This window comes from Bacillus thuringiensis (assembly GCF_001182785.1).
GTDB lineage: Bacteria > Bacillota > Bacilli > Bacillales > Bacillaceae_G > Bacillus_A > Bacillus_A thuringiensis_S.
Genome location: NZ_CP012099.1, coordinates 1,781,878 through 1,802,849, shown reverse-complemented (window position 1 = coordinate 1,802,849; position 20,972 = coordinate 1,781,878). Strand labels below are relative to the sequence as shown.

Below are 20,972 nucleotides of genomic sequence, written 5' to 3'. Positions count from 1 at the left end.
AGGAGCGAAAATATGTTTCCTTTATTAAAAACTGAAAGACTTATTTTAAGAGAACTTACCGAAGAAGATGCACCACGTATACTACAATGCTTTTCTAATACTAATGTACTGCGCTATTATGGTCAAAAACCGTTACAAGATGTTGATCAAGTGAAACAAATCATTCATAACTTTAAGTTGAGTTACAATGCAAGAAGCGGTATAAAATGGGGGATCGAATTAAAAGACAAGAAAGAACTCATCGGTACCATTGGTTTTCACGATTGGTCTTCTGAGCATAAACGAGCCAATATAAGTTATGCCTTTTTGCCTGAACACTGGGGAAAAGGATATGCGACTGAAGCTGTTTCTGAGGTTATATCATACGGTTTCCATACGATTCATTTAAAGCGGATTGGAGCAATTGTATTTCTTGAAAATGAAGCTTCCAATAAAGTACTATTAAAATTAGGTTTTGAAAAAGAAGGCGTTCTAAAAAATTATATGTATCAAGATGATATCCCATATGATACGAATTTTTACGCTTTATTAAAATCAGTTTAATAGAATTTATGTGTAAAAAACCTTACTTTTAAAAAGTAAGGTTTTTTGTATTTATTCATTAGCAATATAAGCATTCTTATAAGTATAAATACCACCAAATTGATGCTTTTCAATTCCTTTTACATAATCCTTTTGTACATATGCTGAGCCAATATGATAAAGCGGCGCCACCGCAGCATCTTCTAATAATACCTGCTCGGCTTCTCGCAACGCTTCCCATCGTTTTTCCGTATCTAGTACAAAATCCGTTTTCGCTTTCTTTATTAATTCATCGTAACGAACATTAGAATAATTCATTTTATTATTCGGATTCCCTGTCGTAAATAACTCTAAATAACTAATTGGGTCTTTATAGTCAGGTCCCCAATTTGCCATAGTTATATCGTAATCACCTATTTGTTCTAACTGTAATTTTTGCTTAAATGGCTGTTGTTTAATTTGTATCGTTAACCCTTGCAAATTCTTCTCTAAATCACCTTTTATATATTCTGCCATACGTATTGCGTTATCTTGTTCGAACGTTAAGAACCCTAGGTTTACTTGTTCTACCCCAAGCTCTTTTTTCGCTTCTTCCCAAAGTTTTTTCGCATTTTGCAAATCATATGAGGAAATATCTCCATTTTCTTTTCTAAAATCTTTACCAGTCACTTCATTTACATGACCAACTGGTACAAGTCCACTTGCAGGTTTTGCTCCGTTATTAATAAAGTGAGCAACGAAATCATCTTTATTTAACGCTAATGAAATAGATTGACGCACCTTTTTATTTGCTAACGCGTTATTTTTTTCATTAAAACGAAGCATAGCAATTCCAGGATCACTCGACATATGTAATTCCTTATTCCCTTTATACTTGTCTACAACTTGCGAATTAATAGGTACTCGATCTAAATCTCCGGCTTCATATAAATTTACAGCTGTCATTGTATCCTTTACGATATGAAAGTTTATTTCGTCTAATTTCACTTTCTTTCGATCCCAATATGTAGCATTCTTCTTTAATTGAAACTCTTGTTCATGCTTCCATTTTTCTAATACAAATGGACCGTTATATATGAGATTACTAGGTTCCAATGCATAATTGTTTCCTTGTTCTTTCAAAAATGATTCATGCTGTGGTAAGTATATAGGTAGTGCTAACAACTGTAAAAAATACGGAATTGACTGTTCGAGTTCAACTTCTAACGTATAATTATTTATCGCTTTAACCCCAAGTGCATCAAGAGGCATTGTTCCCTTATTGATCTCTTTCGCATTTTTTACATAAAAGAGCATGGACGCATATTGAGAGGCTGTTTCAGGGTTAATTGCACGTTTCCAAGCAAATATAAAATCATTTGCTGTTACATTATCCCCATTTGACCATTTTGCATCTTTACGCAAGTCAAATGTATATTTCTTACCATCTTCACTTCTTTTAAACGATTTTGCTATGGCTGGAGTAGGCTGATCTTGATCGTTTAATACATATAACCCTTCAAATATATTCTGCATAATGTGTGCTGATGTACCATCTGTTGTTTTCACAGTGTCCAGAGAAGGAATTTCTTCTGATACTGTTACATTTAACACTTGTTTTTTAACCTCTGTGTCACTTTTATCCGCTTTATTATTACAAGCTGTTAATAATAAAGATGTAACAAGTGCCATTACCATTAAATGACTCTTTTTTCGCTTCATGAGTTGTTCTCCTTAAATATAAAATATTATAAAGCGTAATATATTATAGCAGAAATACTAACAGAAAGACGCGACATTCTTTTGAATATTTATTCGTTCAAGAAAAAAACTATCCTTTTAAAAGGATATGGATTACCTTGGAATCTTTTCGATTTTTAACGAAAAAAACATATAAACTAATAGGAGCTTAACTTTTCCTCAATAAAATCGAATTTAATTGTCGTTTCAATACATACTTTCTATTTTATAGCATCTAAATACCACAATACCAAATTAACATTTACGGATATTTTACGAAACTTTCGGAAATTAAGACGAATATTCTGGACTTATCGTTCCGGAATATTTATACTAAGTTACATGAATGGAGGTGTTATAAATTGGGTAGAAGTATTAGTTTTAACAAAGAACACGCGTTAAATAAAGCTATGCATTTATTCTGGGAAAAAGGTTATGATGCTACATATATATCAGATCTTATTGAAACGATGGGTATAAGTCGATCTACTCTCTACGATAGCTTTGGAGATAAGGATGCACTATTTAAACTAGTTTTGGAACATTATAAAAATTATGGTTCTCAAAAGAGAAATTTACTTTTTAGTGGTATAAACACAAAAGCATCACTTAAATCCTTTTTTTATCAACATATTGAAAAATGTTATTCAGGTGAGATTCCAAAAGGTTGTATGATAACTAATTCTTCACTGCTTATTGGACAAATTGACCCTGCCATAGAAGAAATACTCATAAATGATTTTAATGAACTTGAAAAAGTATTTAAGCAAGTTATCGAAGAAGGAAAAAAGAAAGGAGAAATTTCACAAGAGGTTGATACTGAATTAGTTGCATATTCTTTATTAAGTTTAAATCATAGTTTGAATGTAATGTCTAAATATAAAAAAGAGAAAAATTCAGCCTATCATCTAGTAGATAAGACTATTGCAGACCTATAGTCTTTCTTTTTTAATGATTTCGGAATGAACGTTCCAAAAAGAAAGGAATGATAAAATTGACTAAAAAGACAAATTTTCTAATATTTATTTTAGCAATTAGTTGTGGTTCACTTGCTGCAAATATTTATTATGCACAACCAATTGTACAATTCATTGCAAAAGATCTGAACATTTCTTCTGATTTATCTGGATTGCTCACTACTTTGACACAAATTGGGTATGGATTGGGGTTATTTTTTATCGTACCGATCGCTGACTTATTGAAAAGTAAGAAAATAATAGGAATTCTTATCGGGCTAACTATTTTTTCATTAATTGGTACGCTAATTTCGACAAACGGAATTATTTTTTTACTATTAACAACTATAATTGGCATTGGGGCCTGTGCAGCTCAAATGTTAGTTCCACTAACAATGAGAATCGTGCCAATTGAAGAGGCAGGTAAATATGTGGGTAAAGTGATGAGTGGTTTATTGATTGGGATTATGATTGCTCGCCCATTATCTATCGGAATAACAGAGTGGTTTGGCTGGAGAATGGTATTTCTTTTTTCATTAATAACCCTAGTTACCGTATTACTGTTAATTCTAAAATTTTTACCCAACTATGAAGTTATCTCAACTAGTAACATGACATATCCAAATTTAATAACTTCTATGGTAAAGCTACTAATAAATACTTCTCCTTTACAACAAAGAGCTTTTTATCACGCATGTTTATTTGCTGCATTTAGCCTTTATTGGACAGCTATTCCAATTTTATTAAGATCAGAGCCATTACATTTTTCAAATAATGAAATTGCATTATTTGGCTTTGTTGCAATTGCTGGAGCTTTATTAACTCCTACTATTGGTAAAATAGCAGATAAAGGTTATATTTTTACAATGACTAATGTATCAATGGCACTCGTACTATTATCGATCGTACTATTATTCTTTGTTCAAGATCATTCACTATTTAGCATAATTTTAATTCTTATCTCAGGTATCTGCATTGATATTGGTGTAGCAGGAAATTTATTATTAGGTCAAAAAATTATCTTTGGTTTGAATCCCGAGATAAGAAACAGACTTAATGGATTATATATGACTATTTTCTTTTTGGGAGGAGCCTTTGGTTCATGGATTGGAAGTTATACTTACTATAAATTTAATAGTGAAGTAACTTTACTCATTGGAGCTGCTTTACCTTTAATCTCCTTAATAGTTCATTTAATACACAATAATACAATAAGTTTATTAAAAACCAAAAATAAATACATGTCCTAACTATCAATGTACTCTAAAACTAGCGTCAACATCTAATTTTTTGGGTAGTGTTAGCATTATCACTTCTGTTGCAAAGTTTTAAAAAATATAGTGAGGTTTACAAATTAGAAATAGGCTGTGGAGAAGATTCTCTCCACAGCCTAAAAAAGTTATCTTTGTAAACCTCGTTTATAACGACTTGCTTCAAATATAATACGCTCTTCATCTAACGTTTTACATTCGCCATTCCAAACGACACGTTTTCCGTTAATAATTACATCGCTTATATCTTTTCCACTAGCAGCATATACAAGGTGTGATAACACTTCATCCGCTGGTTGTAAATGCGGCTTATTAGACGGGTCAATCGTAATAAAATCAGCACACTTACCAGCTTCTAGTGACCCTGTTTGTTTCATCCCGATTACTTCCGCAGCTCCTTTTGTCGCAAGAGAAAGAGCTGTTTCAACTGGTAATGCTGTTGCATCTTGGTGTATACCTTTTTGCAATAAAGTTGCTATACGCAGTTCTTCAAACATGTCTAAATTATTGTTAGACGCAACACTATCTGTTGCAATCCCTACTTTTATTCCGGCTTCTAGCATCGCTTTTACATTCGCTATACCAGAACCTAGTTTTAAATTACTATTCGGATTATGAGCTACTCGAACGTCATGTTCTGCTAAAAATGCACGCTCATCATCATTTAATACTACACCGTGTGCAATAACTGTTGGGCGTTTAAACAATCCGCAGCTCGCTGCATATTCTACTGGACGTTTTCCGTACTGTGCTTCAATATCACGTACTTCACGCTCTGTTTCAGAAAGGTGGATATGAACCATTGTTTGATTCTCTACTGCAATACGAGCACACTCTTCTAACAATTCTGTACTACATGTATATGGACTATGTGGTGCAACCATCGTAGTTAACATGCCACTTTCTTTATAATAACGCTTCACATATTTCTCAGCTTCTTCAATCGCTTTCTTTTCATCGTCTTTCGTTCCGAAGCTAAATAAAGTTCTTGAAACAGCAGCTCGCATCCCGCTCCTTGATACCGTTTCCATAATTGCGTCTTGATCTACTCCAATTGGATTAAACATGTCAGAGAATGATGTTGTACCACTTTTCACCATTTCAAGTAATCCTAATTCCGTACTAGCGACCGCAAGCTCTGGAGTAAATTGACTTTCCAGTGGCCAAATTCTCGTCTCAAGCCATGGCTGTAATAACATATCATCTCCAATACCTCTTAGAAGACTCATTACAACGTGTGTATGTGTATTTACAAGCCCTGGTAAAACCCACTTTCCTTTCATGTCAATTACTTCATCTACTTCAAAATCATTAGCGAATTCTCCGCTCTTTACATCTATAATTTGATCATTCTCTACAATGATATATCCATTTTCTATCACTTCATTTTGTTCATTCATCGTTACAATTGTAGCGTTTACATAAGTTGTTTTCAAAAGTATTTCCCCTTTCAACTCTATGAAGTTCCCTTTAATAAGTTACCACCATTATAGTAACTTATTAAAGATTAAGAGTCAAAAGATAATTTGAATTCTTTCGTTATTTTTTCCTTCAAAATGTTATATTGCTTTTCATTTGTATCTGCAAATGCTTCTTCCCGATTTGACTTTTCATCCATATAATTCAATTTCCCATTGAATTGAGTCTCTGTAAAATCAAATCTCTGCCCATCTATAAAGTTATAAAAGTGCCATACCTCTCTTACTTTTGTCTTTTTAATTTCTCCTCCGTATATGTCTTGAACGACAAGAGCTGTAACACCACATTGTCCCTTTGCTGGATTTTCAATTGTCCACTTTGAACTTGTTTCAATTGACCACGATTTTATTAGTGCTTCATATATTCTTTTTTCCTTTACATCATCCATTCTAATCTTCCCCTACTATTAATAGTTTTACACATCATATTTCAAAAGAGGCAGTAAACGACCCTTAAAGACAGTTGATGGTATCTCTCCTATTAACTGTGCTCCCATTTTCAAGTAATATCCTTTTGCATTCGGATCACTATCAATTGTAAAACTTTTTAATCCTAGCTCATTGGCTTTTTCTATTACATACTCCCAAAGTATTTTCCCGTAACCTTTTCCTTTGTAATCAGGATGAATGTACAAGAAATCGAGAGCTTTATCATTACGTAAAAATGAGAAAAAACAAATCTTCGCATTATCGTTTTCTAAAACATATACAAAATTATTTTTTATGTATTCTTCTGTAATTGTTAAATCTTCCTTACAAGCAAGTATGAATTCTTCACTATAATTCCACGTTGCTTTTGAATGTAGTGCGAGTTCACTTAATTCATTTGCTTCACTTAATAATGCTTCTCTTATCTTCATGATTCTTTTTCCTCACTTTCAATATGTAAACTACTAAATTGATTCGGAAAGCACTTCAAAAAACCTTTTATTTTCATAAATTAGAGCTTACTTTTATAATTCTTTATTATAATCAGTACGATTTTTAACAAATTTTTTAAAGAAAAAGAACGCCATCCCTAAAAGTTGGCGTTCTCTTTTTCTAAAATTTAATCTTCAAGCTCACTCATTCGTTTTACTATTTCGTACGATACAAACCTATACAGTTTCTACTACCGCTTCAAGCATTGTTCCATTTTCAGCATAGTTCGTATGCCAAGAAAAAGCTTTTTCTAAAATATGAGGAGTTTGTCCACCTCTTATTTTTGCTTCTTCGTAATAAGCTCGTAGCTGTTCACGATACATTGGATGTGCGCAATTCTCAATAATAAGTTCCACTCTTTCTCTTGGCGCAAGTCCCCTTAAGTCGGCATATCCCTGTTCAGTGACGATAACATCTACATCATGTTCAGTATGGTCTACATGAGAAACGAAAGGAACGATACTTGAAATGTTACCACCTTTCGCAATCGATTTAGTAACAAAGATAGCTAGGCGGGCATTTCTTGCAAAATCGCCAGACCCACCAATACCATTCATCATTTTTGTACCTAAAACGTGAGTAGAGTTAACATTACCATATATATCTAATTCTAATGCAGTATTAATTGAGATTAATCCAAGGCGACGAATAATTTCAGGATGATTGGAAATCTCTTGTGGACGCATCATTAATTTGTCACGATATTTTTCAAAGTTAGAAAATACTTGTTGCATTTTCTCTTCAGAAAGCGTGATAGAACAACAAGAAGCAAAATTGACTTTTCCAGCATCCATAAGATCAAAAACTGCATCTTGTAAAACCTCGGAATATACTTCTAAATCTTCAAATTCTGAATCTAACATTCCATGCAATACGGCGTTAGCCACTGAACCAATTCCTGATTGTAACGGCGCTAAACGATTTGTTAATCGGCCTACTTTGACTTCTTCTCGAAGGAATTCTATTAAATGCTGTGCCATAATAACAGTTTCTTCATCCGGAGGAACAATTGTCGATGGCGAATCCAATTGATTCGTAAACACAATTCCCTTTACTTTTTCAGGATCAATTGGAATACCGATTGTTCCAATTCGGTCATCTGTTTTCACAAGCGGAATTGGAAGCCTCTCCCCTTGTTTACCTGGTTCATATAGATCATGTAGCCCCTCTAATTGCGCGGATTGAGCCATATTCATTTCAATAATAATAGACTTAGCATTTAAGGAAAACGCTAAGGAATTTCCAATTGAAGTGGTTGGAATAATCATTCCGTCCTCTGTAATCGCAACCGCTTCCAAAATAGCGAAATCTATATCTAGAACGTCAGCACGAAGTAACTCTGCTGTATGAGATAAGTGCTGATCTACAAATAAAAAGTCTCCGTTATTAATTCCTTTTCGCATTGTCGCATCAGCTTGGAAAGGCAATCGTTTCCCTAAAATTCCTGCCTCAGCAAATAATTTGTCTACATCCGAGCCTAAAGAAGCCCCAGTATAAACATTTACGTTAAAAGATTCATCATTCTTAACTCGGTTTACAAGCGCAAATGGGACTGCTTTCACATCACCTGCACGTGTAAACCCACTTAAGCCTAAAGTCATTCCACTTTGAATCCAGGAAGCTGCTTCTTCAGGTGTAACTACCCGATCTTTTAGGCGTTGATCTCTGATTCTATCTAAATTGTTCTCCATATGTAATCCCTCTCTCATTGAATATTCATAATTATTTTACACATTAACACTATCAAAATAGGGATTTTAGTATACAATGCCGAAAATTCAGACAGAACAGCAAATCTAGGTTCTAAAGCAGAAAAATTTAGAATCCTAGAAGCTTACGGAAATAACTAGCGTATGATTGACTAACTGGTACCCTCTCACCATTATCCATCGAAAGTACAAAAGTAGAATGGGTATCAGGATAAATCGCTTTAATATGATTAACATTTACAATAAACGAACGGTGACATCTAATAAATGAATCTTTCGGAAGCAAGTATTCGAATTCTTGTAGAGAGTATTTATGTGTTCCTGATAACTCTTCTGAATTCACATACGTCTTTTTATCTTTAGCCTCTAAATACATAACCTTTGAAAAAGGAACCGGAATCCAGCCGTCTGTTGTTTTTAAAGTAACGACTGACTTTCCATCCGTTAAAGCTGGATAAATTGCCGTTACGCACCCTTCAAGCTTTCCATTGTTTGAAAATGGTACAGCCATTCCATGATAAGGAATACCAAAAACATCCCGATTAATAAACTCAGATGTTTTTTGATTCATCACCATCGATTTATGAGCAATCGTTCCTTCCTTTATAGGATCCCCGACACTAATCTTTAAATCAATTCGTTTACTTGGCCGGTAGTAAATATATTCTTTCGTATTCGAAACAGCAATTGAAATTTCATCTGAAAATAATTCACCAACAACATCTAGTAATAAACCTAACGTTCTATCTTCCATTCTATTAACACCTCATTCACTATTATACTACTATTATGAACAGGCATCTGTTGCTTTATAAAAAGTTTGATTTTAAGTTACTTTTAAAATTAGTTTTATTCACAATTACTTCGTTACTACAAAAAACCTCACTTCAGAAAAGTGAGGTTTCCTCTCATACAATATTTCTTTATTTTTTTAAAGACTCTAGTAACTTTTTAACAAAATAAATTGAATTATGCGAAGCAGATACACAATTATCTTCGAACACTTCTATGCCAGACGCTTCTTCTGTATCTGTTATTGATCTCACTGCTAAAAACGGAATCGTATTTGCATAGCAGACGTGGGCTATACTTGCAGTTTCCATATCTACACAAAGTGGATTGTATTTAGAGATTATTTCTGTACGACCACTCTCACTAATAAACGCTTCTCCAGTAACAACTTTTCCAAAATAAACATTTTGAGCGAATTGATTGTTCTCAACCACTTCTCTGCTTAATTCAAGCAGGTTTCTATCCGTTCTAAAATATACACTTTCCATCCAAGGATGATATTCAGTTAATATCCCTTCATCAACATCATGATATGCTATTTCTGTTGAAATTACTGTATCTCCAATTTTCAATACTTTGTCGATTGCTCCTGCAACACCTGTGACAATAATATGCGTTACATTGAATTTATCGATTAATATTTGAGTTGCAATAGCTGCATTAACTTTACATACACCACAATATAAGGCAACAACTTCTACATTCTCATATTTCCCACTGTGAAATGTTAACATCGCAAGATTCGTTATTTCCTTATTAGACATTTCTTCAATAAAAGGCGTAATTTCATCTTCTGATGGACCGATAATTCCAAATCTCATACATTCATCTCCTTACTTACACAGAGCTTGCTATCTGTTTAATTATATAGAATAAGATTTATTTTTTATTAAGTAAAGTGAATTTAAGAATTTATTGCCCCTATTTCTGTATAATAAATAATCCCAAACTACAAACAGTTTGGGATTATCTTTCTCATTTATTATGCGCATCTAACCACGAAATTAAATCTTTAAATACTTCATCCTTATTTACTTCATGAAACATTTCATGTCTACCATTTTCATATAAACGTAGTGTCACGTCTTTCACACCACATTTTTTATAGTTTTCATATACTTCTTTTACACCTTTCCCCATATCGCCAACAGGATCACGATCACCAGAGAATATATGTATTGGAAGATTCTTTGGCGTCTTCTTGTATTCTTCTAGTTTATTTACTTCTAATACTCCAGAAAATAATTCTCGGTAAAAACTCGTCGTACAAATGAAACCACATAACGGATCCGCAATATATTTATCAACTTGATTATTATCTGAAGATAACCAATCAAATTTTGTACGATTTGGCTTAAAGTTCGAATTGAAGTTTCCGAAAGATAAAAAGTTTAACATTGGACTTTTCGTTTTTGCCCCGCGCAATTTCATTTCGATTGTTGCTACTTTATGACCAATAGCTCCTAAAAGCCCTGGATTTCCACCTGTTCCTGAAATCAGAAATCCATCGTATAGTTCACCCCTAAGTTGTACAGCACGTCTTGATAAAAAAGAACCCATACTATGTCCAAGTAAAAACAAAGGACTTGACTGCTCTTCTTTTATCCTTTCTGAAACAAAGATAACATCCGATACAACTTGATTCCACCCTATATTTGGTTCAAAATGACCATAATCTTCTTCTTTTTTTACTGTTTTCCCATGTCCTTTATGATCATGCGCATAAACACCATACCCTGCTTCCAATAAAGCATCTACAAATTCTGTATACACCCCTGCATGCTCTGTCATGCCATGTGCAATTTGAATAATTCCTCTCGGATCTCCTTCTGGTAACCATTTACGCAAATAAATTTCCGATCCATCCAATGCCGTAACGAAACTTTCCTGTACATTCATTTCGTCAGCCCCCAAATTTATTATGTATACCTTTAAGAAAAATGAATATCCATTCACTTTTCTTATTTTATATTATATGTAATTGCTTTCATTATGACAAATGATGTATTTTTCAGACTTGCTTTCAAACTAATCTCTTGACGAATCAAAAATAAAATTATATAGTTACTTACATAAAGTAATTATATAATTTTTAGGAGGTTTCTACTATTATGATGCCATCACTATTTTTAGCACATGGTTCACCTATGCTCGCTATTCAAGATACAGACTATACACGATTTTTAAAAACACTTGGAGAAACATATAAACCGAAAGCAATTGTTATTTTCACTGCTCACTGGGAAAGTGAAGTATTAACGATTTCCTCATCAGATAACGAGTATGAAACAATTTATGATTTTGGAGGTTTCCCCCCTGAGTTATACGAAATCAAATATCGTGCGAAAGGCTCTTCTAGCATTGCATCTATGTTAGAAACAAAATTTAGAAACAAAGGTATTCCAGTCCATCATAATATGACGAGAGGTTTAGATCATGGTTCATGGACACTCCTGCACCGCATGTATCCAGAAGCAAATATTCCTGTCGTGCAAATATCAGTAAATCCATTCCTTTCTGCAAAAGAACAATTTGAAATTGGAGAAGCACTTAAAGGACTCGGACAAGAAGATATTTTAGTAATCGGTAGTGGCGTTACCGTTCATAATTTACGAGCACTGAAATGGAATCAAACTACTCCTGAAAAATGGGCAATTGAATTTGATGATTGGATTATTAAACATATACAGAATAACGATAAAGATGCATTGTTTAATTGGGAGAATAATGCTCCTCATGCACAATTAGCAGTACCAAGAGCAGAGCATTTTGTTCCTTTGTTTATTGCAATGGGAAGTGGCGAGAATAGCGGTGAAGTCATTCACCGTAGTTATGAGCTTGGTACATTAAGTTATCTCTGTCTTCGATTTTAAAGAAAAAGGATGAAGCACATGTTGCTTCATCCTTTTTCTTTTTCATTCACTTAGTTAACTAACTTCCAAACGTTGTGTCTCTGATACTTCTTTGTTCTTATTATGAAAATAAACCCAAATACACGCAATAAATAATAGTGATGATGTAGAGAGGAAAACATATTGGAAGCCTGCATGCGCTGCAATTTGTCCCCCGAGCACTGGACCAATCATATTTCCTAAAAACTGAAACGACTGATTATATCCAAATATTCGTCCCGTAACATGGGTTGGTGTATGTTGTTTTAGTAGAGTTTGTACGGAAGGCAATAATCCTGCTTGGGCGATACCTAATAAAAATCGAAGAATTAATAGTTGCCAAGCTGAGGTTACAAATGCTTGCGGGATAAAAATAATTCCTGCTGCAAATAACGCTACAACTAACGTTTTTTGAGGACCGATATGATCTGATAATCTTCCTAGTCTTGGTGCTGCCAAAATAACTGCTAATCCTGTCGCTGACATAACTGCTCCCGCAATTGTTTCAATATGTGCAGTATGAGGACCTACTAAATTTTTCACGTACAATGTAACAATGGGTTGAACTGACATATTAGCAAGTTGAATAATAAATGTTGTTACAAATAAACTAATAATTAAATGCTTCGCTGGGACCATCGTCCATACTTTTTTCGGCTGTGTTTTTTTTGCTTGAGCAGAGTGATTTTCTTCATGCAGGAAGAAAAAAACGATGAGAAAGGAAAGGAATAAAAAAGCTCCTGTAACAAGAAAGACATGACGCATTCCAATTAACTCAGACAAATAACCTCCAAGTAACGGGCCAAGTAACGAACCGCTCACACCACCAGTTGAAATTGTGGAAATCGCCCAACCTGAATGTTCTTTCGGAGTTTCTGCTGCAATAAATGTCATCGCTGTTGAAAGGAAACCAGATACTGCTCCCATTAAAAATCTTAGTGCGACTAGTTGATACACATCCGTTACAAACCCCATAAGCGTCATAATAATCGCCATACCGAGGCTAGCACGAATAAGCATCAATTTCCGTCCATGTATATCACCAAGCTTTCCCCATATTGGCGATACGATCGCACCCATTAAAAATGTTACACCAAATGCAAGTCCCGACCACTGTGCAATGCTTGAAGTGCCAGTTACTCCTAATTCCTCAATATAAAAAGATAAGAAAGGAATTACTAAACTCATACCGGCTGCAGTGGTAAAACAACCTAGCCAACAAATCATTAAATTCCGTTTCCAGCTGGCCATTTTCACACCTTCTTTCTTTAGATACCCATTCTACACCCTTTCTTGTAAAAAGTTTAGTAATTTGCTTTATATGCAAGATTTACTACAAAACCCGCTATTTTCCAGTAAAAACCACTACATCTCTACATCATTTTCATAATAAAACCAACTCCCCTAAATGAAGTTGGTTAATTATTATCTATCGGTATTAAACGAGCATTACAATTTCTCTCGTAAAACTCAATGGGACCAGCTTGTCCAATAATCGCATATTCATATCCATCTTGCTTCATATTATATAAACAATGATGCAATAATTCTTTTCCTACACCTTTCACACGATTTTGTTTCGCTATGCCCATCGGACCAAACAATCCTTTCTTTCCTCTCACTACATCGTAACAAGCGAAACCAATTATTACTTCCTCCTGCTGTGCAATATAGATAGGTAACTTTTCGTTATATGTCCGAAATCCATAAACAACCGACTGTAACCACCGTTCACCAAATTCATCCGCTACAAATCGTGATAACTTATCAAAATCAGAAGGACTAGCTCTTCTTATATGACAAAATAATGTATTATAAATAGATTTAAAACGATTTAAATCTACCACTAAGTCTCTCGGGACAGCTGTAATACGTAATATATCTTCTTGCATTTGTGTATGTATAAATTCACCAATATCTGTATCTATACGAAATAATGCATACATAATATGTCCTTCATTAATTACTACTTGCTGAAAGCGTTCCATACGTTTCTTCGCTATTTGTAAAATTTCTATCGCTTTATAAGATAGTTTATATTGCCCTATTTTTTTATATTCTTGATTATGTAACTCGAATCGTTTTCGTAACGAAAGTTTTTCTAAAAAATCTGGACCCACTTTATGAAACAAATACATAAATAACTCAGCGCAAACTCCTGTACCTTCTTTACACATACCTATAAACAGATGGACCGGGTGAATTATGTTACACTCACTCTCTTTTGCTGCAATCTCCAATATTTTATGCACACGTTTTGTAAATTGAAATTCCTCCATATGTATTTCCATCCTCTACTAATTTACTAACAAACCGTAACCATAAATAATTGAAACAATTACACCCACTACCAATATACCTGGAAGTAAATTTGCCACCTTGATTTTAATAATACTAAGCAAGTTCAATCCAATAGCAGATATCATAATGCCGCCCGTAGCCGTCATCTCCACTATAAATTGGTTCATTAATTCTTTCGGGACAAAACTATTAATTTGTGTTGCAAAAACTGCAATACCACCTTCATATAAAACAACTGGAATCGCCGAAAATACTACGCCAATTCCTAGAGTTGTCGTTAATATAATAGAAATAAATCCATCGATAATCGCCTTTGTAAATAAAATATCATGATTTCCGCGAATCCCACTGTCAAGTGCACCAAGTATCCCCATCGCGCCAATTGCAAAAATTAAAGTAGCTGTTACAAAACCTTCTGATATGCTACCTTTCCCTTTCGATCCAACTTTATTTTCTAGCCAATCCCCTAAATGTTTTAACTTTTCTTCTAATTGTAACCATTCTCCAATTACCGTACCAATCACTAAACTCAGTATGACAACAAGAAAGTTTTCACTTTTTAATGCCATTTGAAGACCAAGCACAGTAACCGCTAAACCGATTACGTGCATTATCGTCCCTTTCATACTTTCTGGAATCCTACTAAATAATTTACCAAGTAAAGTACCAAATATAATACAAATCCCATTTACAACTGCTCCTAATATAACCATTTCTCATTCTTCACCCTTCGAATTCTTTATTTCTATATTTTGGTTTATACATTGATTTACAGGTTATCTATATGTTAACTTAATATTGAGAATATTAACAAATGTTTTCCACTACATAACCCGCTATTTTTTGTAACTTTAATTACCTTTAATAGATTCAGTGTTAATTTAATTGCGGGATAATATTAAAAGGGAAGGTATATATGAAAACTTTACTAAAACGATTTTTGTTAATAGCCTTTTTCATTACACCGATTGTTTTATTAATCAATTACTCTTTTATTTCAAAAGCAAAAGACAAACCCGATTTGCAAAACAAATCTAGTAAAACCGCTTCAAAAAGCGAAAAGAAAATAGAAGACCAAGAAATCACACTCACCTTCTCTGGTGATACAATGTTTGATTGGCAATTACGTCCTATAATCGAAAAGAATGGGGCTGATTACCCATTCCAACATGTAAAAGAAGAAATAAAAAAAGCTGATATTTCTTTTGTGAATTTAGAGTCGGCATTTACAACGAAAGAAAAGAAAGCACCTGGGCAATTGTTTTGGATTAAAAGTGATCCATCTACACTACAAGCTATTAAAAACACTGGATATGACATCGTAAATATTGGGAATAACCACACACTTGATTATGGGCAAGATGGATTATTAGATACGATTTCTCACGTAGAAAAATTAAAGTTCCCTTACATTGGAGCCGGAAAAAATGCGAAAGATGCATATACAGCACGAGAAATGACCGTAAAAGGGAAAAAGTTCAAATTTCTTTCCTTCGTTCGATTTATGCCTGATTCTAATTGGGTAGCTGGTGAGAATAAACCTGGCGTTGCGAATGGCTATGATTTAAATCTTGTAACAAAAACAATTAAAGAACAAAAGAAAGATGCAGACTATTTAATCGTCTATATGCATTGGGGCGTTGAAAAATCAAATCGTCCGGTAGAATACCAAAAGCAATATGTACCTAAAATGGTTGAAGCAGGAGCTAATGCAATTGTCGGAAGCCATCCACATTGGTTACAAGGGTTTGATTATTATAATAAAGTTCCTATCGCTTACTCATTAGGTAACTTTTTATTCCCGAGTTATGTGAATGGGAAAAGCGCTGAAACTGGCGTATTAACTTTAACTTTTAAAGGAAAGGATGTCCAAATGTCATTCAATCCTTATATCATTCGCAACAACCAAGTTTCCCCTGTAAATGAAGGAGAAAAGAAAAAAGCTCTTCAATATTTACAAACAATTTCAACTGATGTAGAAATTGATGATACAGGGAAAATAAAAAACAAACGAAACTAGACAGCTCAAGATCTATTTCTCTGTAATATACTTTACAGAATAGGTGATAAACATGCTGAAAGAGTTATTAGAAAATATAAACCTCTTAGAAAACATCTATAAAATGTCTATAGCAATCCTGCTTTTATGTTCCTTTTATTCTGTGAGACTATTAAAAAAAATAAAGCGAGAGAGAAATCTTACTCCCTTTGAATTTACAATGTATGTAATTATTCGCATTGCGATATTTTTTTGGTTAGCTAGCTTTATTCTTCTTGAATTTAATGAGTATCTAGTTTAACTATAAAAAAGATAGAACAAGCATTATTTTTCCCCGCTTGTATCTATCTTTTTTATTTGGGTGCTAACTCTTTCCTTCTATTAAATAAGTAAATCAAACAAAACAGGGTTTTTATTAAGCTCCATAAATTGAATATTATTTTCTTTAAAGCGAGTAATTAATTGCTCATAATCTTCTTTATGTTTTAATTCTACGCCGACTAATGCTGGACCATTTTCTTTATTATGTTTCTTAATATACTCAAAGCGCGTAATGTCATCTTCTGGTCCTAATCCTTTATCAAGAAATTCTCTTAGCGCACCTGAACGCTGCGGAAATTCAATGATGAAATAATGCTTTAACCCTTCATAAATGAGAGAACGTTCTTTCATTTCTTGCATTCTATCAATATCATTATTTCCACCACTTAGCGTACATACAACTGTTTTACCTTTTATTTCATCTCTATATAAATCAAGCGCTGCAATAGAGAGTGCACCAGCCGGTTCAGCTACAATCGCATTTTTCTTATACAGTTCTAAAATCGTCGTACAAACTTTCCCCTCTGGTACTAAAATAATATCGTCAATTACATCTTTACAAGTTTCAAATGTTAACTTTCCTACTTTTTTAACAGCTGCCCCATCAACAAAACTATCTATTTTCTCCAATGCGACATTTTCATTTTGAAGAAAAGCCTCTTTCATAGATGCAGCTCCCATTGGCTCTACACCAATAACCTTTGTAGTAGGACTAACACCTTTTACATATGTACCAACTCCTGATGCTAATCCACCACCGCCAATTGCTGTAAAGATATAATCAACTGATTTCTCCATATCATGCATAATTTCAACTGCCACTGTCCCTTGACCTGCAACGACATACGGATCATCAAACGGATGAACAAATGTCATCTTATTTTCTTCACAATAGCGCTGTGCTTCTTGGAAAGAGCTATCGAATGTATCACCAACTAATACAATCTCTGCGAAATCACCACCGAAAAATTGTACTTGTGATACTTTTTGTTTCGGTGTTGTTGTGGGCATAAATATTTTTGACGTAATCTTCAATAAATTACACGTATAAGCAACTCCTTGCGCATGATTACCAGCACTTGCGCAAACAACACCGTTTTGTAATTTTTCTTTCGGTAAGCTTTGAATTAAATTGTACGCACCACGAATTTTGAAAGAGCGAATTAATTGTAAGTCTTCTCGTTTTACATAAACGTCACAATCATATTTCTCAGATAAAACTGTATCACGTTGTAACGGTGTTTTAATAACGATATCTTTCAGGCAATTATGCGCCATTAAGATATCTTCAATTTTCACTCTCTCCTTTACCTTTTGCACCATTATATATCATCCTTATCTCTTTTAAATTGGCTCAATCAAAATGTGGGATTTTCAGAACAGCCCCTGTATTCGCCGATGTTACCATTTGTGCATAACGTCCAAGCCAGCCAGTTTTTACTTTCGGTTCTGGTCGTTTCCATTCTTTTTTACGCTTATCTAATTCTTCATCACTCACTCTTACTTCTAGTAAGCGTTCTTCAACATCAATACATACAATATCCCCTTGTTCAAGAAGTGCAATCATCCCGCCAGCTGCTGCTTCTGGTGAAATATGTCCTACTGAAATTCCACGTGAAGCTCCAGAGAAACGTCCATCCGTTAATAATGCAACCTCAGCACCTAATCCCATTCCAGCAATTGCTGATGTTGGGGCTAACATTTCTGGCATACCAGGGCCACCTCTTGGTCCTTCATAACGAATGACAACTACATCTCCTTTTTTCACTTTCCCAAGCATAATGCCAGCAAGTGCCTCATCTTGTGAATTAAAAATAACGCAAGGTCCTTCAAAACGCTTTACCTCTGTTGCACCGCTTTTAATAACCGCTCCATCTTTCGCAAGGTTGCCTTTTAATATACGCAATCCTCCTTCCTCACTATGAGGGTTTTCGAGAGAGTGAATAACTTCCTTATCTTTAATCTCTGCCTCAGCAATATTTTCTCTTAATGTTTGCCCCGTAGCAGTTATTCGATCAAGATGAAGTACTCCTTCTTTCCGGCTCATCTCTTTCAAAATTGCACTAATCCCGCCCGCACGATCAATATCTTCCATATGCCAATTTGAGGCTGGACTTACTTTACATAAATGGGGTACACGTCTTGAAACTGCATCAATACGATTCATATCATAATCTAGTCCTGCCTCTTGTGCGAGTGCTAGCGTATGTAATACTGTATTCGTTGATCCACCCATCGCCATATCAAGTGCAAAAGCATCGTCAATCGCTTCTTCTGTTACAATATCACGCGGCTTAATATCTCTTTCAATTAAAATTTTCAATTTCTCTGCTGCTTGTTTAATTAACTCTTCGCGTCTTGGATCAATTGCTAAAATACTCCCGTTACCAGGAAGAGCTAAACCTAACACTTCACATAAACAATTCATAGAGTTCGCGGTAAACATACCCGAACAAGAGCCACAAGATGGACAGCCATGATCTTCAATATCTTTTAATTCTTCTTCTGAAATTTTCCCAGATTGATAAGCTCCTACTCCTTCAAAAACGGAACTCAGGTCAACAACTTCTCCTTTAGATGTTTTTCCTGCTGCCATCGGGCCGCCTGAAACAAACACAGTCGGAATATTAATACGTAGTGCAGCCATCATCATACCTGGTGTAATTTTGTCACAGTTTGGGATACAAATCATGCCGTCAAACCAGTGTGCATTTACAACCGTTTCTACTGAATCTGCAATAATTTCACGACTCGGAAGAGAATAACGCATACCGATATGTCCCATCGCAATACCATCGTCAACTCCAATTGTATTGAATTCGAATGGTACCATACCTGCCGCGCGAACTGCCTCTTTTACAAGTTTCCCAAACTCGTTCAAGTGTTTATGCCCTGGAATAATTTCAATAAAAGAATTACAAATCGCTATGAAAGGTTTATCAAAATCTTCATCTTTCAAACCAGTTGCTTTTAATAAACTACGATGCGGTGCTTTATCAAAACCTTTTTTAATCATGTCACTTCTCATCTTGTCAAATCCCCTCTTACATATTTTTCATTTATACTCTCTTACTCTATTTCTTTACTAATTCTTTCGGTGCATGAATCCAGCTCATCATTTCACGAAGCTCTGCTCCTACTTTTTCTAACTGATGATTTTGCTCTGCTTTTTTCATTGCATTATACGTCGGACGCCCTGCTTGATTTTCTAAAATCCATTTCTTCGCAAATTCACCTTGCTGAATTTCCGTAAGAACACGCTTCATTTCCTTCTTCGTTTCATCTGTAACAATTCTCGATCCTGTTACATAATCTCCAAACTCTGCCGTATCTGAAATAGAATGGCGCATAGTCGTTAATCCACCTTCGTACATTAAATCGACAATTAGCTTTAATTCATGCAAACATTCAAAGTATGCAATTTCAGGACGATACCCACCTTCCGTTAACGTTTCGAATCCAGCCTTCACAAGTGCAGTTACCCCGCCGCAAAGTACAGCTTGCTCTCCAAATAAGTCCGTTTCGGTTTCTTCTTGGAATGTCGTTTCAATTACCCCCGCACGTGTACACCCTACACCTTTTGCATACGCCAGTGCTACATGTAGCGCTGTTCCCGTCGCATCTTGATGCACTGCGACTAATGCTGGAACACCATTTCCTTCGTGAAATACACGGCGAACGAGATGACCTGGACTTTTTGGCGCGACCATCGCTACATCTACGTAACTTGGCGGATTAATTTGTCCGAAGTGAATGTTAAATCCATGCGAGAAAAGTAACATTTGTCCTTCACGAAGATTCTCTTCTACCTCTGCTTTATACACATGAGCTTGCTGTTCATCTGGCAATAACATTTGTACAACTTGTGCGGTTCGAACCGCTTCTGAAACAGACATTACTTCAAATCCATCAGCTTTCGCTACTTCATACGACTTACCAGGACGAACACCAACTACAACTTCTACACCAGAATCACGTAAATTTTGTGCTTGCGCATGACCTTGTGATCCATAACCAACTACTGCAACAGTTTTTCCTTGTAATAACTCTACATTTGCATCTTTTTCATAATATGTTTTCATATTCCATACA

At 34.7% G+C, this 20,972-nt stretch carries 20 protein-coding genes; 6 read left to right on the top strand and 14 right to left on the bottom strand.

Features of this window, described 5'->3' with window-relative positions:
- Positions 1-12 precede the first annotated feature (12 nt).
- Positions 13-543, top strand: coding sequence for a GNAT family N-acetyltransferase (locus tag AC241_RS09485; RefSeq protein WP_000484225.1), 531 nt, complete (start codon positions 13-15; stop codon positions 541-543).
- A gap of 51 nt (positions 544-594) precedes the next feature.
- Here AC241_RS09485 and AC241_RS09480 read toward each other — a convergent pair whose 3' ends face one another.
- Positions 595-2,223: a peptide ABC transporter substrate-binding protein gene (locus AC241_RS09480; protein ID WP_050843256.1), complete on the bottom strand. Its 1,629-nt coding sequence runs from the start codon at positions 2,221-2,223 to the stop codon at positions 595-597.
- Positions 2,224-2,603: 380 nt separating this feature from the next.
- Here AC241_RS09480 and AC241_RS09475 point away from each other — a divergent pair, with 380 nt between their 5' ends.
- Positions 2,604-3,179, top strand: a complete 576-nt coding sequence (locus AC241_RS09475; RefSeq protein ID WP_000533752.1) for a TetR/AcrR family transcriptional regulator — start codon at positions 2,604-2,606, stop codon at positions 3,177-3,179.
- A 47-nt stretch (positions 3,180-3,226) separates the two neighbouring features.
- Complete coding sequence (locus AC241_RS09470; protein WP_080681733.1) at positions 3,227-4,447, top strand: MFS transporter; 1,221 nt, start codon at positions 3,227-3,229, stop codon at positions 4,445-4,447.
- Positions 4,448-4,596: 149 nt separating this feature from the next.
- On the opposite strand, the gene AC241_RS09465 is transcribed toward AC241_RS09470, so the two are convergent.
- From AC241_RS09465 to AC241_RS09435, 7 genes are all read right to left on the bottom strand, one after another.
- Positions 4,597-5,922: a bifunctional S-methyl-5'-thioadenosine deaminase/S-adenosylhomocysteine deaminase gene (locus tag AC241_RS09465; protein WP_141541720.1), complete on the bottom strand. Its 1,326-nt coding sequence runs from the start codon at positions 5,920-5,922 to the stop codon at positions 4,597-4,599.
- A 53-nt stretch (positions 5,923-5,975) separates the two neighbouring features.
- Positions 5,976-6,335 carry a YunG family protein gene (locus AC241_RS09460; RefSeq protein WP_048565312.1) on the bottom strand — a complete coding sequence of 120 codons (360 nt, stop codon included), beginning with the start codon at positions 6,333-6,335 and terminating at the stop codon, positions 5,976-5,978.
- 27 nt (positions 6,336-6,362) lie between these two features.
- Positions 6,363-6,806 carry a GNAT family N-acetyltransferase gene (locus AC241_RS09455; RefSeq protein WP_050843254.1) on the bottom strand — a complete coding sequence of 148 codons (444 nt, stop codon included), beginning with the start codon at positions 6,804-6,806 and terminating at the stop codon, positions 6,363-6,365.
- 237 nt (positions 6,807-7,043) lie between these two features.
- The gene (locus tag AC241_RS09450) at positions 7,044-8,558 is read right to left on the bottom strand and encodes a succinyl-CoA:acetate CoA-transferase ScpC (RefSeq protein WP_050843252.1); all 1,515 of its coding nucleotides are present in this window, start codon (positions 8,556-8,558) and stop codon (positions 7,044-7,046) included.
- 127 nt (positions 8,559-8,685) lie between these two features.
- Complete coding sequence (locus tag AC241_RS09445) at positions 8,686-9,330, bottom strand: LytTR family DNA-binding domain-containing protein (protein ID WP_029441983.1); 645 nt, start codon at positions 9,328-9,330, stop codon at positions 8,686-8,688.
- Positions 9,331-9,499: 169 nt separating this feature from the next.
- The gene (locus tag AC241_RS09440) at positions 9,500-10,189 is read right to left on the bottom strand and encodes a 5'-methylthioadenosine/adenosylhomocysteine nucleosidase (RefSeq protein WP_016082075.1); all 690 of its coding nucleotides are present in this window, start codon (positions 10,187-10,189) and stop codon (positions 9,500-9,502) included.
- A gap of 154 nt (positions 10,190-10,343) precedes the next feature.
- Positions 10,344-11,267 (bottom strand): alpha/beta hydrolase, encoded by a 924-nt coding sequence (locus AC241_RS09435; RefSeq protein ID WP_001102583.1) that lies wholly within the window; start codon positions 11,265-11,267, stop codon positions 10,344-10,346.
- A gap of 212 nt (positions 11,268-11,479) precedes the next feature.
- On the opposite strand from AC241_RS09435, the gene AC241_RS09430 reads away from it, so the two are divergent.
- The gene (locus AC241_RS09430) at positions 11,480-12,241 is read left to right on the top strand and encodes a DODA-type extradiol aromatic ring-opening family dioxygenase (protein WP_050843250.1); all 762 of its coding nucleotides are present in this window, start codon (positions 11,480-11,482) and stop codon (positions 12,239-12,241) included.
- A gap of 54 nt (positions 12,242-12,295) precedes the next feature.
- Here AC241_RS09430 and AC241_RS09425 read toward each other — a convergent pair whose 3' ends face one another.
- The 3 genes from AC241_RS09425 to AC241_RS09415 form a co-directional block, all read right to left on the bottom strand.
- Positions 12,296-13,510, bottom strand: a complete 1,215-nt coding sequence (locus AC241_RS09425; RefSeq protein ID WP_050843247.1) for a multidrug efflux MFS transporter — start codon at positions 13,508-13,510, stop codon at positions 12,296-12,298.
- Positions 13,511-13,677: 167 nt separating this feature from the next.
- Positions 13,678-14,538 (bottom strand): GNAT family N-acetyltransferase, encoded by an 861-nt coding sequence (locus AC241_RS09420; RefSeq protein ID WP_029441980.1) that lies wholly within the window; start codon positions 14,536-14,538, stop codon positions 13,678-13,680.
- A gap of 18 nt (positions 14,539-14,556) precedes the next feature.
- Positions 14,557-15,273 (bottom strand): DUF554 domain-containing protein, encoded by a 717-nt coding sequence (locus tag AC241_RS09415; RefSeq protein WP_016082079.1) that lies wholly within the window; start codon positions 15,271-15,273, stop codon positions 14,557-14,559.
- Positions 15,274-15,476: 203 nt separating this feature from the next.
- Between AC241_RS09415 and AC241_RS09410 the strand changes: the two genes are divergently transcribed.
- Together AC241_RS09410 and AC241_RS09405 are read left to right on the top strand one after the other, a co-directional pair.
- Positions 15,477-16,580, top strand: a complete 1,104-nt coding sequence (locus tag AC241_RS09410; RefSeq protein WP_050843244.1) for a CapA family protein — start codon at positions 15,477-15,479, stop codon at positions 16,578-16,580.
- Positions 16,581-16,632: 52 nt separating this feature from the next.
- Entirely contained in the window at positions 16,633-16,860 is a 228-nt protein-coding gene (locus AC241_RS09405) for a hypothetical protein (RefSeq protein ID WP_000910605.1), read from the top strand.
- Positions 16,861-16,940: 80 nt separating this feature from the next.
- Here AC241_RS09405 and ilvA read toward each other — a convergent pair whose 3' ends face one another.
- The 3 genes from ilvA to ilvC are packed head-to-tail and all read right to left on the bottom strand — an operon-like array spanning position 16,941 to position 20,962.
- A complete protein-coding gene (gene ilvA, locus AC241_RS09400) occupies positions 16,941-18,203 on the bottom strand; it encodes a threonine ammonia-lyase IlvA (protein WP_000250319.1) in 1,263 nt (420 codons plus the stop codon).
- Between the two features lie 31 nt (positions 18,204-18,234).
- On the bottom strand, positions 18,235-19,908 hold the full coding sequence (ilvD, locus tag AC241_RS09395) for a dihydroxy-acid dehydratase (RefSeq protein ID WP_001255813.1): 1,674 nt from the start codon (positions 19,906-19,908) through the stop codon (positions 18,235-18,237).
- Between the two features lie 46 nt (positions 19,909-19,954).
- Positions 19,955-20,962 carry a ketol-acid reductoisomerase gene (gene ilvC, locus AC241_RS09390; protein ID WP_050843243.1) on the bottom strand — a complete coding sequence of 336 codons (1,008 nt, stop codon included), beginning with the start codon at positions 20,960-20,962 and terminating at the stop codon, positions 19,955-19,957.
- Positions 20,963-20,972 lie beyond the last annotated feature (10 nt).